19 protein-coding genes are annotated in these 20,227 nt (G+C 64.7%); 10 read left to right on the top strand and 9 right to left on the bottom strand.

What is annotated here, in order from left to right; all coding sequences use genetic code 11:
• The first annotated feature begins 1 nt into the window (after position 1).
• Genes hemF through GTP55_RS10290 form a run of 7 tightly spaced genes read left to right on the top strand, consistent with a single transcriptional unit; the run spans position 2 to position 5,112 of the window.
• Positions 2-925: an oxygen-dependent coproporphyrinogen oxidase gene (hemF, locus tag GTP55_RS10320; protein ID WP_161044838.1), complete on the top strand. Its 924-nt coding sequence runs from the start codon at positions 2-4 to the stop codon at positions 923-925.
• 1 nt (position 926) lies between these two features.
• Complete coding sequence (locus GTP55_RS10315; protein WP_161044837.1) at positions 927-1,586, top strand: nicotinate-nucleotide adenylyltransferase; 660 nt, start codon at positions 927-929, stop codon at positions 1,584-1,586.
• Positions 1,586-2,266: a ribosome silencing factor gene (rsfS, locus tag GTP55_RS10310; RefSeq protein ID WP_161044836.1), complete on the top strand. Its 681-nt coding sequence runs from the start codon at positions 1,586-1,588 to the stop codon at positions 2,264-2,266. Before GTP55_RS10315 ends, rsfS begins: the two co-directional genes overlap by 1 nt.
• 6 nt (positions 2,267-2,272) lie before the next feature.
• Positions 2,273-2,743: a 23S rRNA (pseudouridine(1915)-N(3))-methyltransferase RlmH gene (rlmH, locus tag GTP55_RS10305; protein WP_160989439.1), complete on the top strand. Its 471-nt coding sequence runs from the start codon at positions 2,273-2,275 to the stop codon at positions 2,741-2,743.
• A 10-nt stretch (positions 2,744-2,753) separates the two neighbouring features.
• On the top strand, positions 2,754-3,374 hold the full coding sequence (locus tag GTP55_RS10300; protein WP_161044835.1) for a Maf family protein: 621 nt from the start codon (positions 2,754-2,756) through the stop codon (positions 3,372-3,374).
• 20 nt (positions 3,375-3,394) lie between these two features.
• A complete protein-coding gene (gene rng, locus GTP55_RS10295) occupies positions 3,395-4,861 on the top strand; it encodes a ribonuclease G (protein ID WP_161044834.1) in 1,467 nt (488 codons plus the stop codon).
• Between the two features lie 29 nt (positions 4,862-4,890).
• A complete protein-coding gene (locus tag GTP55_RS10290; protein ID WP_161044833.1) occupies positions 4,891-5,112 on the top strand; it encodes a hypothetical protein in 222 nt (73 codons plus the stop codon).
• Between the two features lie 163 nt (positions 5,113-5,275).
• Here the strand turns inward: GTP55_RS10290 and GTP55_RS10285 are convergent, their stop codons facing one another.
• From GTP55_RS10285 to GTP55_RS10260, 6 genes are all read right to left on the bottom strand, one after another.
• A complete protein-coding gene (locus GTP55_RS10285) occupies positions 5,276-5,815 on the bottom strand; it encodes an FxDxF family PEP-CTERM protein (protein WP_161044832.1) in 540 nt (179 codons plus the stop codon).
• Positions 5,816-5,880: 65 nt separating this feature from the next.
• On the bottom strand, positions 5,881-7,761 hold the full coding sequence (locus tag GTP55_RS10280) for a S53 family peptidase (protein WP_161044831.1): 1,881 nt from the start codon (positions 7,759-7,761) through the stop codon (positions 5,881-5,883).
• Positions 7,762-8,052: 291 nt separating this feature from the next.
• Complete coding sequence (locus GTP55_RS10275) at positions 8,053-8,439, bottom strand: ribosomal maturation YjgA family protein (protein WP_161044830.1); 387 nt, start codon at positions 8,437-8,439, stop codon at positions 8,053-8,055.
• 3 nt (positions 8,440-8,442) lie between these two features.
• Complete coding sequence (locus GTP55_RS10270; RefSeq protein WP_229257856.1) at positions 8,443-9,222, bottom strand: class I SAM-dependent methyltransferase; 780 nt, start codon at positions 9,220-9,222, stop codon at positions 8,443-8,445.
• Positions 9,223-9,328: 106 nt separating this feature from the next.
• A complete protein-coding gene (locus GTP55_RS10265; RefSeq protein WP_161044829.1) occupies positions 9,329-10,909 on the bottom strand; it encodes an isocitrate lyase in 1,581 nt (526 codons plus the stop codon).
• Between the two features lie 224 nt (positions 10,910-11,133).
• The gene (locus GTP55_RS10260; protein ID WP_161044828.1) at positions 11,134-11,982 is read right to left on the bottom strand and encodes an aldo/keto reductase family oxidoreductase; all 849 of its coding nucleotides are present in this window, start codon (positions 11,980-11,982) and stop codon (positions 11,134-11,136) included.
• A 106-nt stretch (positions 11,983-12,088) separates the two neighbouring features.
• Here GTP55_RS10260 and GTP55_RS10255 point away from each other — a divergent pair, with 106 nt between their 5' ends.
• The gene (locus GTP55_RS10255) at positions 12,089-12,988 is read left to right on the top strand and encodes a LysR family transcriptional regulator (RefSeq protein WP_161044827.1); all 900 of its coding nucleotides are present in this window, start codon (positions 12,089-12,091) and stop codon (positions 12,986-12,988) included.
• A gap of 6 nt (positions 12,989-12,994) precedes the next feature.
• Here GTP55_RS10255 and GTP55_RS29540 read toward each other — a convergent pair whose 3' ends face one another.
• Positions 12,995-13,909 (bottom strand): hypothetical protein, encoded by a 915-nt coding sequence (locus tag GTP55_RS29540; RefSeq protein WP_202423646.1) that lies wholly within the window; start codon positions 13,907-13,909, stop codon positions 12,995-12,997.
• A gap of 178 nt (positions 13,910-14,087) precedes the next feature.
• On the opposite strand from GTP55_RS29540, the gene GTP55_RS10250 reads away from it, so the two are divergent.
• Positions 14,088-14,762, top strand: coding sequence for a hypothetical protein (locus GTP55_RS10250; RefSeq protein ID WP_161044826.1), 675 nt, complete (start codon positions 14,088-14,090; stop codon positions 14,760-14,762).
• 257 nt (positions 14,763-15,019) lie between these two features.
• Here the strand turns inward: GTP55_RS10250 and GTP55_RS10245 are convergent, their stop codons facing one another.
• Positions 15,020-17,548, bottom strand: coding sequence for a S9 family peptidase (locus GTP55_RS10245; RefSeq protein WP_161044825.1), 2,529 nt, complete (start codon positions 17,546-17,548; stop codon positions 15,020-15,022).
• Between the two features lie 451 nt (positions 17,549-17,999).
• On the opposite strand from GTP55_RS10245, the gene GTP55_RS29825 reads away from it, so the two are divergent.
• Positions 18,000-18,572, top strand: a complete 573-nt coding sequence (locus tag GTP55_RS29825) for an alpha/beta hydrolase (protein ID WP_371868317.1) — start codon at positions 18,000-18,002, stop codon at positions 18,570-18,572.
• A gap of 83 nt (positions 18,573-18,655) precedes the next feature.
• Here GTP55_RS29825 and GTP55_RS10235 read toward each other — a convergent pair whose 3' ends face one another.
• Positions 18,656-20,179 carry a GGDEF domain-containing protein gene (locus tag GTP55_RS10235; protein WP_161044824.1) on the bottom strand — a complete coding sequence of 508 codons (1,524 nt, stop codon included), beginning with the start codon at positions 20,177-20,179 and terminating at the stop codon, positions 18,656-18,658.
• Positions 20,180-20,227 lie beyond the last annotated feature (48 nt).

The raw sequence follows: 20,227 nt of genomic DNA, 5'->3' as shown, positions 1-20,227 counted from the left end.
GATGACCGCCACCGCCTCGCCACCGCAGCCGGCAGCCGTCAAGGCCTGGCTGCTCGACCTGCAAGCGCGCATCGTGCAGCGACTGGAAGCCATCGACGGCACGCCATTCCTGCGCGACGAGTGGCAGCGTCCGGAAGGCGGCGGCGGCATTTCGCGCCTGGTGGAAGAAGGCAATGTGATCGAACGCGGCGGCGTCAATTTCTCGCATGTGCAGGGCGCCAGGCTGCCGCCGTCGGCGTCGGCCCATCGCCCGGACATCGGCGGCAACCCGTGGGAAGCCATGGGCGTGTCGCTGGTGATCCATCCGCGCAATCCGTACGCGCCGACGGTGCACATGAACGTGCGCTTCTTCAGCACCACCAACGCTGCCGGCGAGCCGGTATGGTGGTTCGGCGGCGGCATGGACCTGACGCCGTATTACGGCTTCAAGGACGACGCCAGGCATTTCCACCAGAGCTGCCATGACGCCCTGGCCCCGTTCGGCGACGAGCTGCACGGCAGGTTCAAGCAATGGTGCGACGAGTATTTTTACCTGAAACACCGCCAGGAAGCGCGCGGCGTCGGCGGCATTTTCTTCGACGACCATAGCGCCGGCGGTTTCGAGCAAAGCTTCGCCATGACGCAAAGCGTCGGCGACGCTTTCCTCACCGCTTACCTGCCGATCCTGGAAGCGCGCAAGGACATGCCGTACGGCGAGCGCGAACGCGATTTCCAGGCGTACCGGCGCGGCCGCTATGTCGAATTCAACCTGGTATTCGACCGCGGCACGCTGTTTGGCCTGCAATCCGGCGGCCGCACCGAGGCGATCCTGATGTCGATGCCGCCGATCGTCAAATGGCGCTATCGCTGGGAGCCGGAGGACGGCACGCCGGAGGCGGCGCTGTACACCGACTTCCTGCCGCACCGCGACTGGCTTGCCGCATAAGATGGCATACCGCATCGCACTGCTGGGAGGCAGCTACGATCCGGTGCATCTAGGTCACGTCGCGCTGGGCGAGTATTTCGCCACGCTGCTGCAGGTCGACCAGTTGCGCGTGATCCCGACCGGACTGCCGTGGCAGAAAGCCACGCTGAAAGCCTCGGCGCAGCAGCGCGCCGACATGGTGGCGCTGGCGTTTGCCGGCCGCCCGTTCAGCGTCGCGGTCGACCTGCAGGAAATCGCGCGCGGCGCCCAGGGGCTGCCGACGTACACCATCGACACCCTGCGCCAGATCCGCGCCGAACTGGGGCCGCAAGCCTCGATCAGCTTCCTGATGGGCGCCGACCAGCTGCAGCGCTTCGACACCTGGCGCGACTGGCAGTCGCTGTTCGGCTACGCGCATTTCTGCGTAGCGGCCCGTCCAGGCTATGACATGGCCACCGCCGGCTTGCCGCCGGCAGTGGCCGAGGCGTTCTCCAGCCGACTGGGAACGCCTGAACAAATCCGTAACACGCCGCATGGTCTGACTTATCTGGCACAAGACTTCGCGGTGGATATTTCCGCCACCCAGATACGTGCGGCATTACAACGGGGGGAGAAGGCAGACTCGCTTATCCCGCCGCTAGTGCTAGACTATATTGAACAACATCATCTATACAAAAGCTAATGGACATCAAAAAACTGCAAACCCTGGTCGTTGACGCCCTCGAAGACGTCAAGGCCCAAGACATCGTCCTGTTCGACACGACCCACCTCACCAGCCTGTTCGACCGCATCGCCATCGCGTCCGGTACCTCGAATCGCCAGACCAAGGCGCTGGCCGCCTCGGTGCGCGACAAGGTCAAAGCCGCCGGCGGCGAAGTCTATGGCATGGAAGGCGAGGACACCGGTGAATGGGTGCTGGTCGACCTGGGCGACATCATCGTCCACATCATGCAAGCGCCGATCCGCGCCTACTACCGCCTGGAAGAACTGTGGGGCGACAAGCCGGTGAAGCTGGGCGCCGCCAAGCGCAAGAACACCGCCGAAGGCGAAGCCGCCGCCGAGCCGAAGAAAGTCAGTACCCACCTGGCCGCCGGCAAAAAAGCCGTGGAAGCGTCGCCAGTGGTCGAGAAAAAGGTCTCGGCACGCAAGCCTGCCGCCGCCAAAGCCGCTACCGCGACGAAGAAAGCTGCCGCCAAACCGGCCGCCGTCCCAGCCGGCAAGAAGATCAAGGTCGGCGTGCCGAAGGCCACCGCTGCCGCCGTCAAGGCCCTGAAGGCTTCCAAGCCAAAAGTCGCCAAGCCGAAGGCGGACGAAGCGCCGGTCAAAACCGTCATCAAGCGCATCAAAAAATCGGAAGAGTAATCCGCCATGCAGCTGATTATCGCTGCGGTCGGCCACAAGATGCCGGCCTGGATCGAAAGCGGCTACGCCGAGTATGTGAAGCGCATGCCGCCGGAACTGAAGATCGTGCTGAAGGAAATCAAGCCGGTCGAGCGTTCCGGCAGCAAAACCGCCGCCACCGCGATGGCGCTGGAGCGTGAGCGCATCGAGGCGGCGCTGCCGAAATCGGTGCGCATCATCGCCCTCGATGAACGCGGCAAGGACCTGACCTCGGTCGGCCTGTCGCAGCAACTGGAAACCTGGCAGCAGGATGGCCGCGACACCGCCTTCCTGATCGGCGGCGCCGACGGCCTCGATCCGGCGCTGAAGGCGCGCGCGGAAGGCCTGATCCGCATTTCCAGCATGACGCTGCCGCATGGTATGGTGCGGGTGATGCTGGCCGAGCAGCTGTACCGCGCCTGGACCATTACGCAGAACCATCCTTATCACCGCGTCTAACAACAACCATATGAAACCGGTCGACAAGAAGATCTACCTTGCTTCCAAAAGCCCGCGCCGGCGCGAACTGCTGCGCCAGGTGGGCATCGACTTTGAACTTCTGCTGCTGCGCAACGACGGCCCGCGCGGCGCCGATGTGACCGAAGAAGTGCTGCCGAACGAAGCGCCGCTCGACTACGTTGCCCGCGTGGCCAAGGAAAAAGCCGTGTTCGCGGCGGACCTGGTGGTGCGCCGCCGCATGGCGCCGCGCCCGGTGCTGTCGGCCGACACCACCGTCACCATCGACGGCGCCATCCTCGGCAAGCCGGCCAATCCGGCCGAAGCGACCGCCATGCTGCAGCAACTGTCGGGCCGCACGCACCAGGTGCTGACGGCGATCGCGGTGGAAGCGGCCGGCTTCTCGGCGCAGATCACGCAGGTGTCCGAGGTGCGCTTCGGCGTGCTGTCGCCGGCCGCGATTGCCGCCTACTGCGCCACCGCCGAACCATACGACAAGGCCGGCGCCTACGGCATCCAGGGACCGGCCGCGCAGTTCATCGAACACATCGACGGCAGCCATTCCGGCATCATGGGCCTGCCCATCTACGAAACGGTGCAACTGCTGCGCCAAGCCGGTTTGCCGCTCCCTTGAGGGCCGTGTATGATCAGGGCATGAACGAAGACATCCTGATCAACATCACCCCGCAGGAAACCCGCGTCGCCCTGATCGTCCAGGGCGCCGTGCAGGAACTCCATATCGAGCGTACGCTCACGCGCGGCCTGGCCGGTAACGTGTATTCCGGCAAAGTGGTGCGCGTGCTGCCCGGCATGCAATCCGCCTTTATCGACATCGGCCTGGAACGCGCCGCGTTCTTGCACGTGGCCGATATCTGGGAAGCCCGCCCGCACGACGGCGGCAACAACGCCACCCCGACGCCGATCGAGAAGCTGCTGTTCGACGGCCAGGTGCTGACGGTGCAGGTGATCAAGGACCCGATCGGCACCAAGGGTGCGCGGCTGTCGACGCAGATCTCGATCGCCGGCCGCATGCTGGTGTACCTGCCGCAGGATGGCCATATCGGCGTGTCGCAAAAAATTGAAAAGGAAGCCGAACGCGAAGCGCTGCGCACGCGTTTGCAAAGCCTGCTGCCCAAGGATGAAAAAGGCGGCTACATCATCCGCACGCAGGCGGAAGATGCCTCGGACCCGGACATCGCCGCCGACGTCGACTACCTGCGCAAGACCTGGGCCGCAATCACCCACGGCGCCCGCACCAAGCCGGCCACCACGCTGCTGCACCAGGACTTGAGCCTGGCCCAGCGCGTGCTGCGCGACTTCGTGCAGGACGAAACCGCCACCATCCAGGTCGACTCGCGCGAGAACTATCTGAACCTGCAGGAATTCGGCCAGGCCTATACGCCGGGCGTGCTGCCGCGGCTGCACCACTACACCGGCGAACGGCCGCTGTTCGACCTGTACGGCGTGGAAGAAGAAATCCTGCGCGCGCTGGGCCGGCGCGTGGACCTGAAGTCGGGCGGCTACCTGATCGTCGACCAGACCGAGGCCATGACCACCATCGACGTCAACACCGGCGGCTTTGTCGGCGGGCGCAATTTCGCCGATACGATCTTCAAGACCAACCTGGAAGCGGCGCACGCGATCGCCCGCCAGCTGCGCCTGCGCAACCTGGGCGGCATCATCATCCTCGACTTCATCGACATGGAGAACACCGAGCACCGCAACGCCGTGCTGGGCGAGTTGAAGAAAGCGCTGTCGCGCGACCGCACCAAGGTCTCGGTCAGCAACTTCTCGGCGCTGGGGCTGGTGGAGATGACGCGCAAGCGCACCCGCGAATCGCTGGCGCACATCCTGTGCGAACCGTGCCCGGCCTGCCACGGCAAGGGCCAGGTGAAGACCTCGCGCACCATCTGCTACGAGATCCTGCGCGAACTGCTGCGCGAAGCCAAGCAGTTCAACCCGCGCGAATTCCGCATCCTCGCCTCGCAGGAGGTGGTGGACATGTTTCTGGAAGAAGAGTCGCAGCACCTGGCGATGCTGGGCGACTTCATCGGCAAGAAGATTTCACTGCAAGTGGAAACCGCCTACGATCAGGAACAATACGACGTGATTTTGATGTAACCACGCACCGAACGTTTGTGGAGTCCGCCATGAGCTCTTCCGCCCTTCCCCGCTGGCTGATGCTGCTGTGTCTTACCGCCTGTGCGCCGGCCAGGCAGGAGGCGCCGGCGCGGGCCGGTGCCGCCGACAAGGGCAGCCACGCCGCCTGCGGCGCCGCCGCGTCCGCCACCGCCACCGCCACCAGCAAAGTGCGCCACATTCCCGACGAGAACGACCCTTGCGCCGAGTCGCGCGGCCTGCCGCCGCGCTAATGCTGTTGAGCTAACCTGAAATTTCGCACCGTCATTCCCGCGCACGCGGGAATCCATAACACGTCTGGCAAGCGCGGCATGGGTTCCCGCCTGCGCGGGAACGACGTCGCTTCACCGAACAGCATCAGCGCAGCAGCGCGGCGTTCGATACCGTGAAAACCGCTCAGCTGCGGCGACGGCGTTGCGCCACGCCCGCGACCAGCGCCATGCCGGCCAGCAGCATCAGGATGCTCGAAGGCTCCGGCACGGCCATCACCGGGGTGCCCAGGATCTGGCCGCCGTAGTTGCCGCCGTTGAGCGCATAGCTACCAGCCACATACAGGCCGTAGGTGCCGCTGCCCAACAGCCATGCGCCGCCGGTGACGGTGTGGGATTGGGTGGCGTCGACTGCGGCCATCACATCGCCGTCGCTGTAGGTGTAGATGAGAAAGCCGCCACCAAGGAAGCTGACGCTATCGGACGTGCCGCGCAATAGCGAGGTCAGCGTGACCGAAATGTATTGCGTATCCGGCACGTTGAAGATGAAGTAGTCTTCGAAGTACTTACCGGCGGCATGCGCGGTGTCGGTCGAACCAGAGAAGGTCCAGGTGTTGTTGAAGTCGCCTGGCACGCCGATGTCTTTGCCGACAAAGGTTTGCGCATGGGCGGCGAAGGCGCTCATGGCCAGCGCGACGGTAACGATGAGTTGCTTGAAGAATTTCATGTGCGATCCGTATCTAAAAGGTCAGGAAAAGGACGGCGGCCACCCGGGCGCCGTCCCGTCGATGCTTACTTGAGGCCCAGCGCCTTGGCCAGCGCGTTCACATCCAGCGAACCGAGACCGGTGGCCGGGTTGTAGCCGGCGGTGGCCGGATAGAACTGGTTGGTGCCGGCGGTGATCGGCTTGAACGGCGAGCCGGCGCCATAGCCGTAGGTCTTGAAGGCGCTGTACAGCTGCGGATTGATCGGACCGACGCGGCCGTTGATGCCGGCGCTGATCAGGGTCAGGATGCCGTTCAGCTGCGGCGAGACGAAGCTGGTGCCACCCGAACCGGTCGACCAGGCGCCGTTGACGTACACCGCGTAACCGCTGTACGGGTCGGCATTGAGCGACACGTCCGGCAGGTTGCGGCCGGCGATGTTGGCCGGGATGTCCAGGTAGTCGCCATAGCCGGCGCCCTGGTTGAACACCGCGTTTTCGCACACCAGCGATTGCGCGGCGGCGGTTTTCTGCACCCCGGCCAGGTTTTTCTGGTACGACGGCACGTTGTACAGCGCGCTGACGCCGCCGCCGCCGCCCACGGCCAGGTAGCTGGCGTAGTACAGATCGGTACCGTAGTTCTTGACGATATAGTCTTTCTGGTAGTCCCAGCCCCAGGCGCGCTCGGTCGGCACGGTGACGGTGCCGTATTTACGCACTGCGGTGTTCGGCAGCGTGGTGCCGCCTGCCGCCAGCACCAGCGGATCGGCGGCCGGGAAGTCGACCCCAAGCAGCGTGGTGCAAGCCGGATATGGCAGCGAACGGTTGATATCGAACGCGCCGGCGTCGCCCGAGGCGGCGATCACCGGAATGCCCTGGGCGGCCGCCTGCTGGAACACGGCATGGAAGGCAGCGATGGTGGCGTCGTCGAAATACACCTCCGGATTGCCCCAGCTGACCGACAGCACGTCGACCAGGTTCTCATCCACCGCTTGCGCAAACACGTCGATGAAGCCGGCGTCGGTATTCGGCGCCAGATAGACGCGCAGGTTGGCGCCCGGCGCCACCCCGCCCGACTGCTGCACGTCCAACGTGGTTTCGCCGGCGCCGTCCGAGCCCGGGCCGTCCTGCGGACGCGGACCGCCGTCGACCAGCACGTCGGTGATGCGGTTGCTGTTGACGCTCAGGCCCAGCTGGTTCCAGTAGGCGAAAGCGTCCGATTGCAGGTAGCCGGCCAGGGTGGCGATGCCGATGGTCTTGCCGGCGCCGGTGATGCCGCGCGCATACAGCGGATTGATGTTGTACTTGGACGCCAGATCGGTGGTGGTGTACTGGCCCGGGGCGCCGCCGATCGCGCCCGCCACTTTCAGATTGACGTCGCCAGCCAGCGCGCCGGTGCGCGGCACAGCAGTCGAATGCTTGTTGAACAGCGCGCGGGTGCTGATGCCGTTGACCGCTTTCACGATCGACGCCAGCGCGGTCGGGATGGTCGGCGTGGTGGCGGCGGCCTGGAAGCGGTTGCCCAGCAGCGAGTAGTTGTGCACGCTGGCGCCGAAGGCGGCGGTAATCTGAGCATTGGTGCCGGTGGCGGTGATCTGCAGGTTGTTGCCAAACACCTTGTTGACCGTGAAGCCTTTGGACTTCAGGTAGCTGACGACGCTGGCCACCGATTCCGCGCTCTGGCCATAGTTGGCGGCAAACTGCTGCGGGGTAATGAATTTGCGGAAGTTGGCGCTGGCCGGATCGGCCAGGCTGGCGATGAACGTATCCAGCTGGTCGGCGTTGCGGACCGCCAGCGACAGCGAGATGGTCTTCACATCGGTCGAGGCGGCCACGCCAAGGTCGACGATCCGCGTATCGGCGGCCACGCGCGGTTTGGTCAGGGGAGTAGTGCCCGGCAGAGTAATGGCCTGCGAGCTACCCGTTACGGCCGCGATGGCGGCACACACTATCAGAAGCTTAGTCTTCATTTGATCCCTTATCGGCTGGTATAAATGTCAATCAATGTGATGTTTTTTGACACCTTACTCTAGCATTTCATTGTTGAAATTTATACATATTTTCCCGCGCATCGATAGACGGAAAATCCGCATAGTTACTGGGAGTCTAGTGTTTTTACTTGAAAGAAATTCATGATGCGGCGGGCGCCAGAGGGAAAACGCGGCGTGCTGCGGCTTGCAAGCGGGTAGCGAATGGTTAAATGCGGCAAGGCGCTAGCCGTTATAGATTTGATACAAATCGATACAAATGTTGTAGTTATGTCACGCAGCAAACCGCCTGAGGGCCAGCTCCAGCAGCATGGCCAGCACAGCGCCGATGGTGTAGGCCGCCAGGTCCGGCCAGTTGAAGGTAGAACCCAGCACTAGGTGGCCGAGCGGATGGGTGCGCAGCGCATTGATCCACGGCGCCTGGTACAGCTGGCTGAACTCCACCGCATACGAAATCGCCAGCGCAGCAACGGTCAGCCGCATCACGCCTAGCCTCGGCCAGATGACGGCGAGACCAAAAAACACCATCATGGTCCACAGCACGTCGCCCGGATACTTGCCCGCCGCAGCGGGCAGCATCGCCGGAAAGCGCCGCGACGCCAGGCCGACCGCGATGACTGCCAACGTGATCCCGCAGTACCACAAGCGATTCCGCGTCATGCGTCAGGGCTTTTTGAAGCGCAGTACGAAACGGTCGGTCTTGCCGCGTATGGCCGGATCGAAGATTTTCAGCTGGTGGTCGTCGCCGGCGACGGCCAGCACGGTGCTTTCGCCATCGAGCACAAAGCCGGCTTTTTCCACTTCGGCTTTCACCGTGGCCGGATCGATGCGGTGCAGGTCTTCGATGTTTTTCAAGCCGGTTCCGGCAGCGGCGGCATGGTCGGCAACGATGTAGTAGCCGCCCGGTTTCAGGCGCTTGAACACGGCCTGGTTGAAGGCGTTCACATCGGCGCCTTTCATGAAGCTGTCGTGCAGGTCATGGTAGTTCTCGAAGGTCCAGACCACATCCACCTTGTTGACCATATCGGCTGCCGGCTGCTCGCCGGCCGGGTAAGAAGTCGCCTCGACATTGCCGTGTCCCGCTTCGGTGGAGATGGCTTTGGCCAGCGCCAGCGGATCGGACTTGAAGCCGGTGATCTCGGCCGGCACATAGGCGTACACCTTGCCCTTGGGACCAACCACCGTGGAAAACAGGCGCGACCAGTAGCCGCCGCCCGGCCAGACATCGACCACCACATCGCCCGCCTTCACTTTGGCGAACGCGACCAGTTCGGCCGGATGGCGCACCGCATCCTGTTGCATATCTTTTCCCGGCCGCGCCTTATCGGCGACCGCCGCGGTCACCGCCGCCGACGGCGCCTGGGCCTGTGCCGGCACCGACAGCAGCATCGGCGCCACCGCCAACGTCACCAGCGCGGACTTCAAGAATAATACTGATTTCATGGATCGGACCTTTCCTGATTTTCCCGCACACGTCGCGCGGCAGCGCTATCTTACTGCATAAAAAAAGCCCGCCGAGGCGAGCTTGAAGTGGTGCGTGAACCGGTGTTTAGAACTGGTTCATCGTGTTGTCTTTGCCGGCCGCTTTCAGCGCTGCTTCGCCGCTGAAGTAGTCCTTGTGGTCGTCGCCGATGTCCGAGCCGGACATGTTCTGGTGCTTGACGCAGGCGATGCCCTGGCGGATTTCCTTGCGCTGCACGCCGGCCACGTAGCCCAGCATGCCCTGGTCGCCGAAGTAGTCCTTGGCCAGGTTGTCGGTCGACAGCGCGGCGGTGTGGTAGGTCGGCAGCGTGATCAGGTGGTGGAAGATGCCCGCTTCGCGCGCGGCGTCGGCCTGGAAGGTGCGGATCTTTTCGTCGGCCACTTTGGCCAGCTCGGTCTCGTCGTATTCCACGCTCATCAGCTGGGTACGCTCGTAGGCGGAGACGTCCTTGCCTTCGGCCTTGAAGGCGTCGTACACCTGCTGGCGGAAGTTCAGCGTCCAGTTGAACGATGGGCTGTTGTTGTACACCAGCTTGGCGTTCGGGATGACCTTGCGGATTTCGCTGACCATGCCGCCGATTTGCGCGATGTGCGGTTTTTCGGTTTCGATCCACAGCAGATCGGCGCCGTTTTGCAGCGAGGTGATGCAATCCAGCACGCAGCGCGCTTCGCCGCTGCCGGCGCGGAACTGGAACAGGTTGCTCGGCAGGCGCTTGGGACGCAGCAGCTTGCCTTCGCGTTTGATGATGACGTCGCCATTGCCCAGCGCATCGGCCGACACTTCTTCGCAGTCGAGGAAGGCGTTGTACTGATCGCCCAGATCGCCCGGCTCGGCGGTGACGGCGATCTGCTTGGTCAGGCCGGCGCCCAGCGAGTCGGTGCGGGCGACGATGATGCCGTTGTCCACGCCGAGCTCCAGGAAGGCGTAGCGGATGGCGCGGATCTTGGCCAGGAAGTCTTCATGCGGCACGGTGACCTTGCCGTCCTGGTGACCGCATTGCTTCTCGTCCGACACCTGGTTTTCGATCTGGATGCAGCAGGCGCCCGCTTCGATGAACTGCTTGGCCAGCAGATAGGTCGCTTCCGCATTGCCGAAACCGGCGTCGATGTCGGCGATGATCGGCACCACGTGCGTGACGTGGTTGTCGATCTTGTCCTGGATGGCGGCTTTGGCCGGGCCGTCGGCGGCGTCCAGCTGGCGGAACAGGCCGCCCAGCTCGCGCGCATCGGCCTGGCGCAGGAAGGTGTACAGCTCTTTGATCAGCGCCGAGACAGCGGTTTTTTCGTGCATCGACTGGTCCGGCAGCGGACCGAATTCCGAGCGCAGCGCAGCGACCATCCAGCCCGACAGATACAGGTAGCGGCGGTCGGTGCTGTTGAAGTGCTTCTTAATCGAGATCATTTTTTGCTGGCCGATGAAACCGTGCCAGCAGCCCAGCGACTGGGTGTATTTGCTCGGATCGGCGTCGTAGGCGGCCATGTCGGCGCGCATGATGGCGGCGGTGTATTTGGCAATGTCCAGGCCGGTTTTGAATTTGTTCTGCGCACGCATGCGGGCGGCGGACTCGGGATTGATGGCGTTCCAGGCGGAACCTTGTTGCTCTTTCAAAGCGCCAACTGCCTTGATGTCGTCTTGGTACTGGGACATTTTTATCTCCTAAAGAAAAACACAAATAAGCAAAACCGTATGACTAAATAGTAGGACATTCTGATGCGTTGCACCAAGTCTTATATAAGACATATAAGTTAAATTTATTCGTTCATTTTCAATGAGATAGCCCGCAATTTTCTTGATGTGAAACGCCTTTTCAAAAAATGGAAAAAAAGATGCGGCGGTCCACCATGCCGCATCTCACAATGTGGAAGGCGTTTTCAGCCCTTGATGCTGTCCAGCTTGCGCAGCGCATCCGGCGGCAGCACCAGCGTGGCGGCGGCGATATTCTGGCGCAGGTGGGCAACCGAGGACGTGCCGGGAATCAGCAGGATGTTCGGCGCCCTTTGCAGCAGCCAGGCCAGCGCCACTTGCATCGGCGTAGCGTCCAATTCGGCCGCCACCTCGGCCAGCTGCGACGATTGCAGCGGCGAGAAACCGCCCAGCGGGAAGAACGGCACGTAGGCGATGCCGTCTTGGGCCAGCTCATCGATCAGGGCGTCGTCATGGCGGTGCGCCAGGTTGTACTGGTTCTGCACGCAGACGATGGGCGCTATGCTGCGCGCCTGCCGCACTTGCGCGGCGGTGGCGTTGCTGATGCCGATATGGCGGATCAGGCCGCGCTGCTGCAAACCGGCCAACGCGCTGACGTGGGCTTCGATATCGCCTTCGGCCGGGCCCATGACGTCGAACATCAGGCGCATGTTAACCACGTCCAGCACGTCCAGCCCGAGGTTGCGCAGGTTGTCATGCACGGCCGCTTCCAGTTGCTGCGGCGACTGCGCCGGCAGCCAGCCGCCTTCGGCATCGCGGAAGGCGCCGACCTTGGTGACGATGGTCAGGTCGTCCGCATACGGGTGCAGCGCTTCGCGGATCAGCTGGTTGGTGACGTGCGGGCCGTAGAAATCGCTGGTGTCGATGTGGTTGATGCCGCTGGCGACGGCTTCGCGCAGCACCGCCAGCGCCGCCTCGCGGTCCTTCGGCGGGCCGAACACGTGCGGGCCGGCCAGTTGCATCGCGCCGTAGCCCATGCGGTTGACAGTCAGGTCGCCGAGTTGAAAGGTGCTCATGGTGTTCTCCTGTGGATGAGTGAATGAACACAGTCTAGGCAGCTTTCTGCTGTGCGACAATACATCACAGTGGCACAGCTTGTGCCGAAAACAGGACAATCCTAATATGGCGGAATTACAGGACATCGCCGCCTTCGTTGCGGTGGCCACGCATGGCGGCTTTCGCGAGGCGGCGCGCCAGACTGGCAGCAGCGCATCGCAACTGAGCGAGGCGGTGCGGCGGCTGGAGGCGCAACTGGGCGTGCGCCTGCTCCACCGCACTACCCGCAGCGTGGCCGCCACCGAAGCCGGCCAGCGCCTGCTGGAACAGCTGACGCCGGCGCTGGACGCGGTGACCTCGGCGCTGGATGTGGTGAACGGCTTCCGCGACCGCCCTGCCGGACGGCTGCGCCTCAACGTGCCTCTGAGTGCGTCCAAGCTGATCCTGCCGCGCATCCTGCCTCCCTTTATGGCGGCGTATCCGGAGATCTGCGTCGAGGTCACGGTGGAAGACAGCTTTGTCGACCTGCTGCGCTCGGGCTGCGACGCCGGCATCCGCTACGGCGAGCGCATGGAGCAGGACATGGTGGCGCTGCCGATCGGCCCGCGCACGCAGCGCATGGCGCTGGCGGCGTCGCCGGCCTATCTGCAGCAGCATGGGCTGCCGAAGAAGCCGCAGGATCTGCTGCAGCACATCTGCCTGCGCGGACGCTTTTCCAGCGGCGCCATGCCGGCCTGGGAATTCAGCAACAAGGGCCGCACCGTGGTGATCGAGCCGGCCGGCCCGCTGATCGTCAGCCTGGGCGCCGGCGCCGATCTGGCGGTCGATGCGGCGCTGGCCGGCAGCGGCCTGATCTACCTGTTCGAGGACTGGCTGCGCCCCTATATGGACCGCGGCGAACTGGCGCCGGTGCTGGAGCGCTGGTGGCCGGCCTTTAGCGGGCCGTCGCTGTACTACCCCGGCCGCCGCTATCTGCCGGCACCGCTGCGCGCCTTCGCCGACTTTATCCAGACCATGCGCTGGTAGCCTGACTTACTGCGTGGCGGTCGCGATGGCGGCGCGCAGGCTGGCGTCGGTCCAGCCGTAGGTCTGGGTCTGGTTCTGCTCGCCGCCGGACAGGGTCACGCCGTTGCTGCCCAACACAGCCTGCAACGCCTGCGTGGCGCCGAGGCGGGTAATCATCAGCTGGCCGCGGTCGGGGCGGTTGTCGCCGGCTTCATGCACCGGGCTCATCACGCTGACCTGCCAGCTGTCCTTGCCGTTGCTGACGGTGTACACCAGGTTGTTGGTGCTGCGCTCCGGCTTGCCGGCGGCGAAGGCGATCACGGTCGAGGTACTGCCGGCGTTGCTGATGGTGTAGCTGGTCGACGCGCCGGCGCGGAATTGCAGCTGGGTCGAGGTGTAGAAGTAGCTGTCGTCGCTGCCGTTGTCCTGCATGGTGCCGTTGATGTCGCCGCCGACCAGCTTGAATTCCAGCGCGCCGTCGGTGTCCAGCACGTCGATCGCCGGCGCGGTCAGCTGCGCCACCACCAGCGTGTGGTCGGGGTTGGCGGTCAATTGCTTGACGGTGCTGGTGCCGCTGTACAGCTGGTAGGGCATTTCGTTCAGCTTGCAACGATTCAGCGTCTGCGTGGCCTTGGCCGCATCGTAGGCGGTGGTGCCGCCGGCGCCGCAGTTGCCGGTGCCGCCGGCGGTCAGCTGCAGCGCCTGTACCGATTCCAGCATCTGGAAGCTGGCCCAGGCCACCGCGAACGAGGCCAGGTCGTTGCTGCTGGTGGCAGGCGGCGTGGTCACCGGCGGGGTCGTGACCGGCGGCGTGGTGACCGGCGGCGTGGTCGAGGGCGGCGTGACGGCGGCGGTATCGGTGTCGCTGCCGCCGCCGCAGGCGCTCAGGGCGAGCGCAAGGGCCAGAGGGATTGCGGTCAGAGTCAGGTGAAATGCGCGCATGGTGATTCCTTTCAGTGGATAGGTGGGATACCGCGTAAAACGGGCGGACACCTTGCTATTCGTCCCTGGCGCGCAAGCGGTTCAAACTTTTTGACACGATTTTACGGCGCTGCATGGCCCTTGCACTGCTCCAACCTTGTGCTATATTCAATGCACAAATCACAATAAAGGAGACAGCATGACCATCAAACGTTCGTTTGCAGTGCTCTGTTTCATCCTGCCGTGCGCACTCGCGCAGGCAGCCAGCCACGACGCGGTGCCGGCCCCGTCGCCGGTGGTCGGCGATTCGTGGACTTATCAGTACACCGATGTGTGGAAAGGCGCCAAGGGCAACATCAACCGCATGGAGGTGGCGGCGATCGATGACGCCGGCGTCCACGTGGCGATCAAGCGCGCCGCCAGCGGCGCCCTGATCAGCACGCAGTTGTTCACCCCCGAAATGAATCCGGTCGAGCGCGGCGGCATGCACTTTGCGCCGTCGTTTACGCGCTACGTGTTCCCGCTGGCGCCCGGCGCCGAATGGAGCAACGAGGTTGTCGGCGACAACAGCAAGGCCGGCAAGCAATGGCGCTATGCGATCAAGGGCAAGGTGGTGGACTGGGAAAAAGTGCGGGTGCCGGCCGGCGAGTTCGAGGCGCTGAAGATCGTGGTCGAGGCGCAGTACGCCGACGTCAACGACGCCAGCAAGATCGGCGGCAAGCTGAGCGAGACCGTGTGGTTCGTGCCGACCCTCAGCAACTACGTCAAGCTGGAGTACCAGGACGCCGACGCCCAGGGCCGCTTGTACAGCCGCGACAGCTGGGAACTGATGTCCTATACCCACAAATCGGCGCCGCCGCTGGCCGGCCGCTGATTTCCCCCGGCAGGTGGCGCCGACCTGCCCCTGCACTTCAGGGCGTCTTCGTCGCGGCCGACGCAGCACACAACAAGATCCGGAGCGCATCGCTCGATGGCAATTTGGCAACGTCGTTCCCGCGCAAGCGGGAACCCATGCCGCGTTGGCCCTGCAGGCGCACGATGGCTTCCCGCTTGCGCGGGAATGACAACGTGAAATCTCAGCTTAACTGACCGGCATGAGAGCGCCTGGCTCCGGATTTTTTCCCTGGCTGATTACTGCTTGGGCGGCGCATCCTTCACATACTTGTCGAACCAGCGCAGCATTTCATAGATCAGCTGTTCGTTCGACTCGCGCGCGGCGTACCAGTGCGGCTCGTGCGGCAGCATCACCAGGCGGGTCACGCCGCCGTTGCCGCGGATCGCTTCAAACAGCTTGACCGATTGCAGCGGCGTAGTGCCCGGGTTGGCGTCGTCACCGCCGTGCACGATCAGCAACGGCGTCTTCAGCTTGTCGGCATAGAAGAAGGTCGACGCCTTGGTATAGACGTCCGGCGCTTCCCACACCGAGCGGCGCTCGTTCTGGAAACCGAACGGCGTCAGCGACTTGTTGTACGAACCGCTGGTGGCGGCGCCGGCACGGAACAGATCCGAATGCGCCAGCAGATTGGCGGTCATCAGCGCGCCGTGGCTGTGGCCCGTCACGCCGACGCGGTTCGGATCGGTCACGCCCAGACGGACCGCCTCATCCACCGCAGCCTTGGCGTTGGCGACCAGCTGTTCGGTATAGGTGTCATACGCCTTGCGCGGATCGCCGACGATCGGGAAGGCGGCGCTGTCGATAATCGCATAGCCCGACAACAGCAGCAGACGGTACTGGCGCAGACGGGTGAAGGTGGCTTGCGAACCGGTGGTCTGGCCGGCCTTGGACGCATCCGCAAAGTCCATCGGATACGCGTTGAGGATGGTCGGCAGCGGCGTGCCTTCCTTGTAGCCCGGCGGCGTGTACAGCGTGAACGACAGGTCGATGCCGTCGGCGCGCTTGTATTTCACCAGACGCTTCTTGATCTGGCGCACTTGCGGGACCGGATCGACCAGATGGGTCAGCGCCACGCTGGACGAAGCGTAAGTCGGCTCACCGGCCTCGGCGGTGGTGCTGGCGCCCAGGGTGCGGACGAAGGCGTTCGGCGTCTCTTCCGGCGACTGCGACCAGGTCAGCAGGCGGCCTTCGCCGGGGCCGGCGAAGCCGATGAACTGTTCATACGAGGTTTTGCTGCTGCGGAACAGGCGCTCCTTCTGCTGCGTTTTCAGGTCGAACTTGTCGAGGAACGGACGGTCGCCATCCGGCGACGAACCGGCGCCGGACAGGTAGATGGTGTCGCCCTGCAGGCGGATCACCGAGAAGCCGTTCGGCAGGCGGCGGTGCACCGGCTGGCCCGGATTGGCATACTTCTCGTCGCTCGACTGGTCCCAGATCAGGCGGCGCGAATTGCCCGCGTCGTCGACATTGATTTGCCAGGTGCGCACCCACTTGCGGTTGACGTCGTAGTCGGTCAGCAGCGCTACGTCAGGCTGCTCGCTCCAGGACAGGCCGCCGAAGCGCTGCTCGGTGCGGGTCAGTTCGACCGGCGCGGCGGTGAACGGCGCCTTCAGCAGCATCAGCTTGTCGCGTTCGCTCGCCTTGACGTTCGGATCGCCACCGTCGACCGCTTCGACCCACACCAGCGTGGCGGCCTCGGTCGGACGCCAGGTGAAGTTGCGCGGACCGGTCGGCACGCCGCGGTTGGGCACGCGGTCGGCCAGCGGCAGCGCGGCGATTTCGCGCACCACCGGATTGCCGTCCTTGCCCGGACGCTGGGCCAGATCCCACAGGTCGACCTGTTTCGGGAAACGGTCAAACGTGGTGACGTAGGAATACGGTGGACGGATCTCGGTCACCACCACATGGCGGCCATCGGGCGCGATCGACAGGTCTTCATACAGGCCGGGCTTGCCGACCGGGGTGATCTTGCCGGTGGCGACATCCACCAGCGCCAGCTGCGAAGTGCCGTAGTAGTTGAACAGTGCTTCGTCGTGACGGTTGCGCAGCGTGTCGCGGTTTTCATAGGTGCTGCTCTGGCCTTTCTGGCCCAGCGACTCCTGGATACCCGGCCCTTCCGAGCCCGGCGCTTCGGCCGGCGGCGCCTTGCGCGCGACGACCTGCTTGACCAGCAGCGTTTTCTGGTCCGGCATCCAATGCAGCTGGTCGCCGAACATCTGGTTCAGGCGCACGCCCGGCAGACGGCGGACGGCGCCGCTCCTGGCGTCGCCCACCCACAGTTCTACCGCATCGGTAGTGACGTTTTCAAATACGAAGCGTTGGCCGTCGGCGCTCCATACCGGACGGCGCGGGCAGGCATCGGCAGCGGCCGGCAACTTGACGGCGATGCTCTTGCCGCTGTCCACCTGCACCAGATCGATGGCGCTGACGCACGGCGGAATGCCGTAGCCGCCCGGCGTGTCGTGCTGGCTGTGGTTGCCCGGTTCGATGCGCACGCCGGCCAGGCGCAGGAACGGCGTCGCCACCTTGGCGATCGACGGATAGTCCTGCATGGTCACCAGCATCAGCTTGTCGCGGGTCGGACTGAGCGACGGCAACGGCGGCGCTGCGGCGCGCATCACGTCGAGGATCTCTTTCGGCGGCTGGTTGTAGATGCTGGCGGCAGCCGGCGTGGTGGCCGCCGCAGGTGCGGCCACGGCGGCGGCGCTGAGGCCGGCGGCGAGGGCGGCGCTGACCAGCGCGCGCAACAGGTGTTGTCCCTGCATAGTATTTCTCTCCCGATTTATGTAACTACATGAATGCATGGACAGGATCGCCGTCCGCGCATGTGGAACGGAACATTAAGCCATGAAAACATTTCCGGGGCAATAATATATTGTTGCAGCAGTGCATCACGGCGTGCCGGCCGGCTGCAATCGTCGGAACCAGATAGGCCGCGCCGGAAAACTTCGCTACACTGAATCGCATGCGCGCAGCCAGCCTACAACTTTGACCTGCTCATCGGGAGGGTATCACCATGCGATTCTGTGACTTCGGCCGCACCGGGGAGGATTTCTGACCACGCCGGCGCCAGTAGCGGCGCCCCCACCCTACGCCGACGGCCGCCTGCATGCGCGGCCCGACCTGCTGCGGCAAATTCCCCACCAGCGCCAGCCGGCGCTGGACTGCGGCACGCACCAGCTGGCGTTCAGTGACGGCCGCAAGGCGGTGCTGCATGTGCCGCCGCATCTGGACTCGGGCAGCGGCGCCGGCGGCCAGCCGCTGCACCTGCTGGTCTGGCTGCACGGCGCCGGCGGCCAGCATGGCGGCGGCGACCAGCTGGCGCTGGCGCACGCGATGCGCCACGGCGCGCTGCTGCTGATGCCGGAGGCGCTGTCGACCAGCTGGGACATGCTGCGCGGCGGCTTCGGCGCCGACCTGGCCTTCCTCGACCGCGCGCTGCTGTGGACCATGCAGCGCTACCAGGTGGACGCACAGGCGATGGCGCTGGCCGGCTTTTCCGACGGCGCCTCGTACGCGCTGTCGGTGGGCCTGATGAACGGCCACCTGTTCCGCGACGTGCTGGCGTTCTCGCCCGGCTACATGGCGCCGTTGCGGCGCGAAGGACAGCCGCGCGTGGCCGTCGTGCACGGCAGGGACGATGCGGTGCTGCCGGTACACCGTGGCCACGACATCGCCCAGCGGCTGATGCAGGAAGGCTACGCGGTCCACTACCACGAATTCGACGGCGCCCACCTCGTCTCGCCGGCAGAGGCGCGCGCCGCCCTGCTGCGGCTGGAACAGCGCTAACCGTCGTTGCCGCGCACGCGGTAACCCATGCTGAGGATGCCATGCGCAGCTTCCATGGGTAGCGGCGTGCGCCGGGACGACGCTCAGGCCCGACTGACCTGGTTGCGCCCGGCCGACTTGGCCACGTACAGCGCCTTGTCGGCCGCCTCCACCAGCATGCCGGCCACATGCACGCCGCGCTGCGGCGCGAGGGTGGCCACGCCGGCGCTCAGCGTCACCACGCCGAACGGACTGCCGTGGTGCGCCATCTGCAAATCCTGCACCGCCGCGCGGATGCGTTCGGCCACCGCCTGCGCGCCGGCCAGATCGGTATGCGGCAACAGGATGCCGACCTCCTCGCCGCCATAGCGCGCCGTCAGGTCGCCGGGCCGCTTGGGCGTCAGCGCGCGAATCAGCTTGCTCACGGCGCGCAGCACCTCGTCGCCGGCACTGTGGCCGTACAGATCGTTGTACTGCTTGAAGTAATCGACATCGATCATGATGAACGCCAGCGTATCGGCATGCCGCATCGCCCGGCTGAATTCATTGCCCAGCGTGACATCGAACTGGCGCCGGTTGGCCAGCCCGGTCAGCCCGTCCGACATGGCCTGCCGTTCCAGCGTGCGGTTGGCGCTCTCGAGCGCATCGCGCGCCTGGCGCAGCTCGGCCTCGGCCTGCGCGCGCAGCTTGATCTGGTCCACCAGCCGCTTGCCGAAAAAGCCCAGCAGCGCGGCCAGCACCACCACCCCGATCGACCGCGTGAACGTATCGCGCCGCCAGTTCTCCAGCATCTCCTCGCGCGACAGGGCGGCCGTGACAAACAGCGGATAGTGCGCCAGCGGCCGGAAGCTGTTGAGCCGCACCTCGTCATCGTGGAAGGAACGGAAGAAGGCGCTGCCGGTGCGCGCCGCGCCGGACGCCGCCGCATAGTGGCGGAACAATTCGCTGTCGCGCATGCTGCTGCCGACCCGGCCGCTGTCGAACGGCTGGCGCAGCAGCAGCGTGCCGTCGTTGGACAGCAGCGCCACCGCGCCGCGCGCGCCGAGGTCGAAGCTTTCGTAGAAGCGGCGGAAGTATTCGATGTCCAGCGTGGCCAGCACCACGCCGCCGAAGCTGCCGTCCGCCCGGTTCAGGCGGCGCGACACCGGCAGGATCCACTTGCCGCTGGAGCGGCTGATCACCGGCCGGCCGACATGCGGGCCGCGTTCCGTGTGGGTGCGGTGATAGATGAAATATTCGCGGTCGGCATTGTTGTAGGCCTGGCTCAGCACGCCGCGCGAGTTGACGATCCAGCGGCCGCTGTCGTCGTAGACAAACAGTCCCACCAGCTGCGGCAGATTGGCCACCTGCGCCTGCATCTGCCGCTGCACCCGCGCCAGCGCGGGCGCCGCCTGGCCGTCCGACTCGATGCGTTCGACCATATCGGCCAGCGCGATGTCGGCCGCCTTGATGGTGTCGTCGGCCTGCTGCGCCATGGCGCGCGCCAGGTTGGCGCCCTGCCGTTCTTTTTCCAGCAGCTGTGCGCTGCGGGCGTTGAGGCTGCGCCAGACATCGACGCCGACCAGCGACAGGCACACCACCGTGACAAACACGGTGGCCCAGAAAGTGATGGAAAGACGCTTGAACATAAGCTGGCAACCGGCGTTGTGCTTACCGCTTTATACAGTAATTCCGCC

The sequence above is a fragment of the Duganella margarita genome (genome assembly GCF_009857535.1).
GTDB classification, from domain to species: Bacteria; Pseudomonadota; Gammaproteobacteria; order Burkholderiales; family Burkholderiaceae_D; genus Rugamonas; species Rugamonas margarita.
The sequence above is the reverse complement of the archived record's forward strand: the minus strand, read 5'-3'. Positions and strand labels throughout refer to the sequence as shown.

What these genes read in the sequence shown, in the direction of transcription:
- hemF (WP_161044838.1), top strand. Translation starts at nt 2, where the DNA reads ATGACCGCCACCGCCTCGCCACCGCAGCCGGCAGCCGTCAAGGCCTGG.
- GTP55_RS10315 (WP_161044837.1), top strand. Translation starts at nt 927, where the DNA reads ATGGCATACCGCATCGCACTGCTGGGAGGCAGCTACGATCCGGTGCAT.
- rsfS (WP_161044836.1), top strand. Translation starts at nt 1,586, where the DNA reads ATGGACATCAAAAAACTGCAAACCCTGGTCGTTGACGCCCTCGAAGAC.
- rlmH (WP_160989439.1), top strand. Translation starts at nt 2,273, where the DNA reads ATGCAGCTGATTATCGCTGCGGTCGGCCACAAGATGCCGGCCTGGATC.
- GTP55_RS10300 (WP_161044835.1), top strand. Translation starts at nt 2,754, where the DNA reads ATGAAACCGGTCGACAAGAAGATCTACCTTGCTTCCAAAAGCCCGCGC.
- rng (WP_161044834.1), top strand. Translation starts at nt 3,395, where the DNA reads ATGAACGAAGACATCCTGATCAACATCACCCCGCAGGAAACCCGCGTC.
- GTP55_RS10290 (WP_161044833.1), top strand. Translation starts at nt 4,891, where the DNA reads ATGAGCTCTTCCGCCCTTCCCCGCTGGCTGATGCTGCTGTGTCTTACC.
- GTP55_RS10285 (WP_161044832.1), bottom strand. Translation starts at nt 5,815, where the DNA reads ATGAAATTCTTCAAGCAACTCATCGTTACCGTCGCGCTGGCCATGAGC.
- GTP55_RS10280 (WP_161044831.1), bottom strand. Translation starts at nt 7,761, where the DNA reads ATGAAGACTAAGCTTCTGATAGTGTGTGCCGCCATCGCGGCCGTAACG.
- GTP55_RS10275 (WP_161044830.1), bottom strand. Translation starts at nt 8,439, where the DNA reads ATGACGCGGAATCGCTTGTGGTACTGCGGGATCACGTTGGCAGTCATC.
- GTP55_RS10270 (WP_229257856.1), bottom strand. Translation starts at nt 9,222, where the DNA reads ATGAAATCAGTATTATTCTTGAAGTCCGCGCTGGTGACGTTGGCGGTG.
- GTP55_RS10265 (WP_161044829.1), bottom strand. Translation starts at nt 10,909, where the DNA reads ATGTCCCAGTACCAAGACGACATCAAGGCAGTTGGCGCTTTGAAAGAG.
- GTP55_RS10260 (WP_161044828.1), bottom strand. Translation starts at nt 11,982, where the DNA reads ATGAGCACCTTTCAACTCGGCGACCTGACTGTCAACCGCATGGGCTAC.
- GTP55_RS10255 (WP_161044827.1), top strand. Translation starts at nt 12,089, where the DNA reads ATGGCGGAATTACAGGACATCGCCGCCTTCGTTGCGGTGGCCACGCAT.
- GTP55_RS29540 (WP_202423646.1), bottom strand. Translation starts at nt 13,909, where the DNA reads ATGCGCGCATTTCACCTGACTCTGACCGCAATCCCTCTGGCCCTTGCG.
- GTP55_RS10250 (WP_161044826.1), top strand. Translation starts at nt 14,088, where the DNA reads ATGACCATCAAACGTTCGTTTGCAGTGCTCTGTTTCATCCTGCCGTGC.
- GTP55_RS10245 (WP_161044825.1), bottom strand. Translation starts at nt 17,548, where the DNA reads ATGCAGGGACAACACCTGTTGCGCGCGCTGGTCAGCGCCGCCCTCGCC.
- GTP55_RS10235 (WP_161044824.1), bottom strand. Translation starts at nt 20,179, where the DNA reads ATGTTCAAGCGTCTTTCCATCACTTTCTGGGCCACCGTGTTTGTCACG.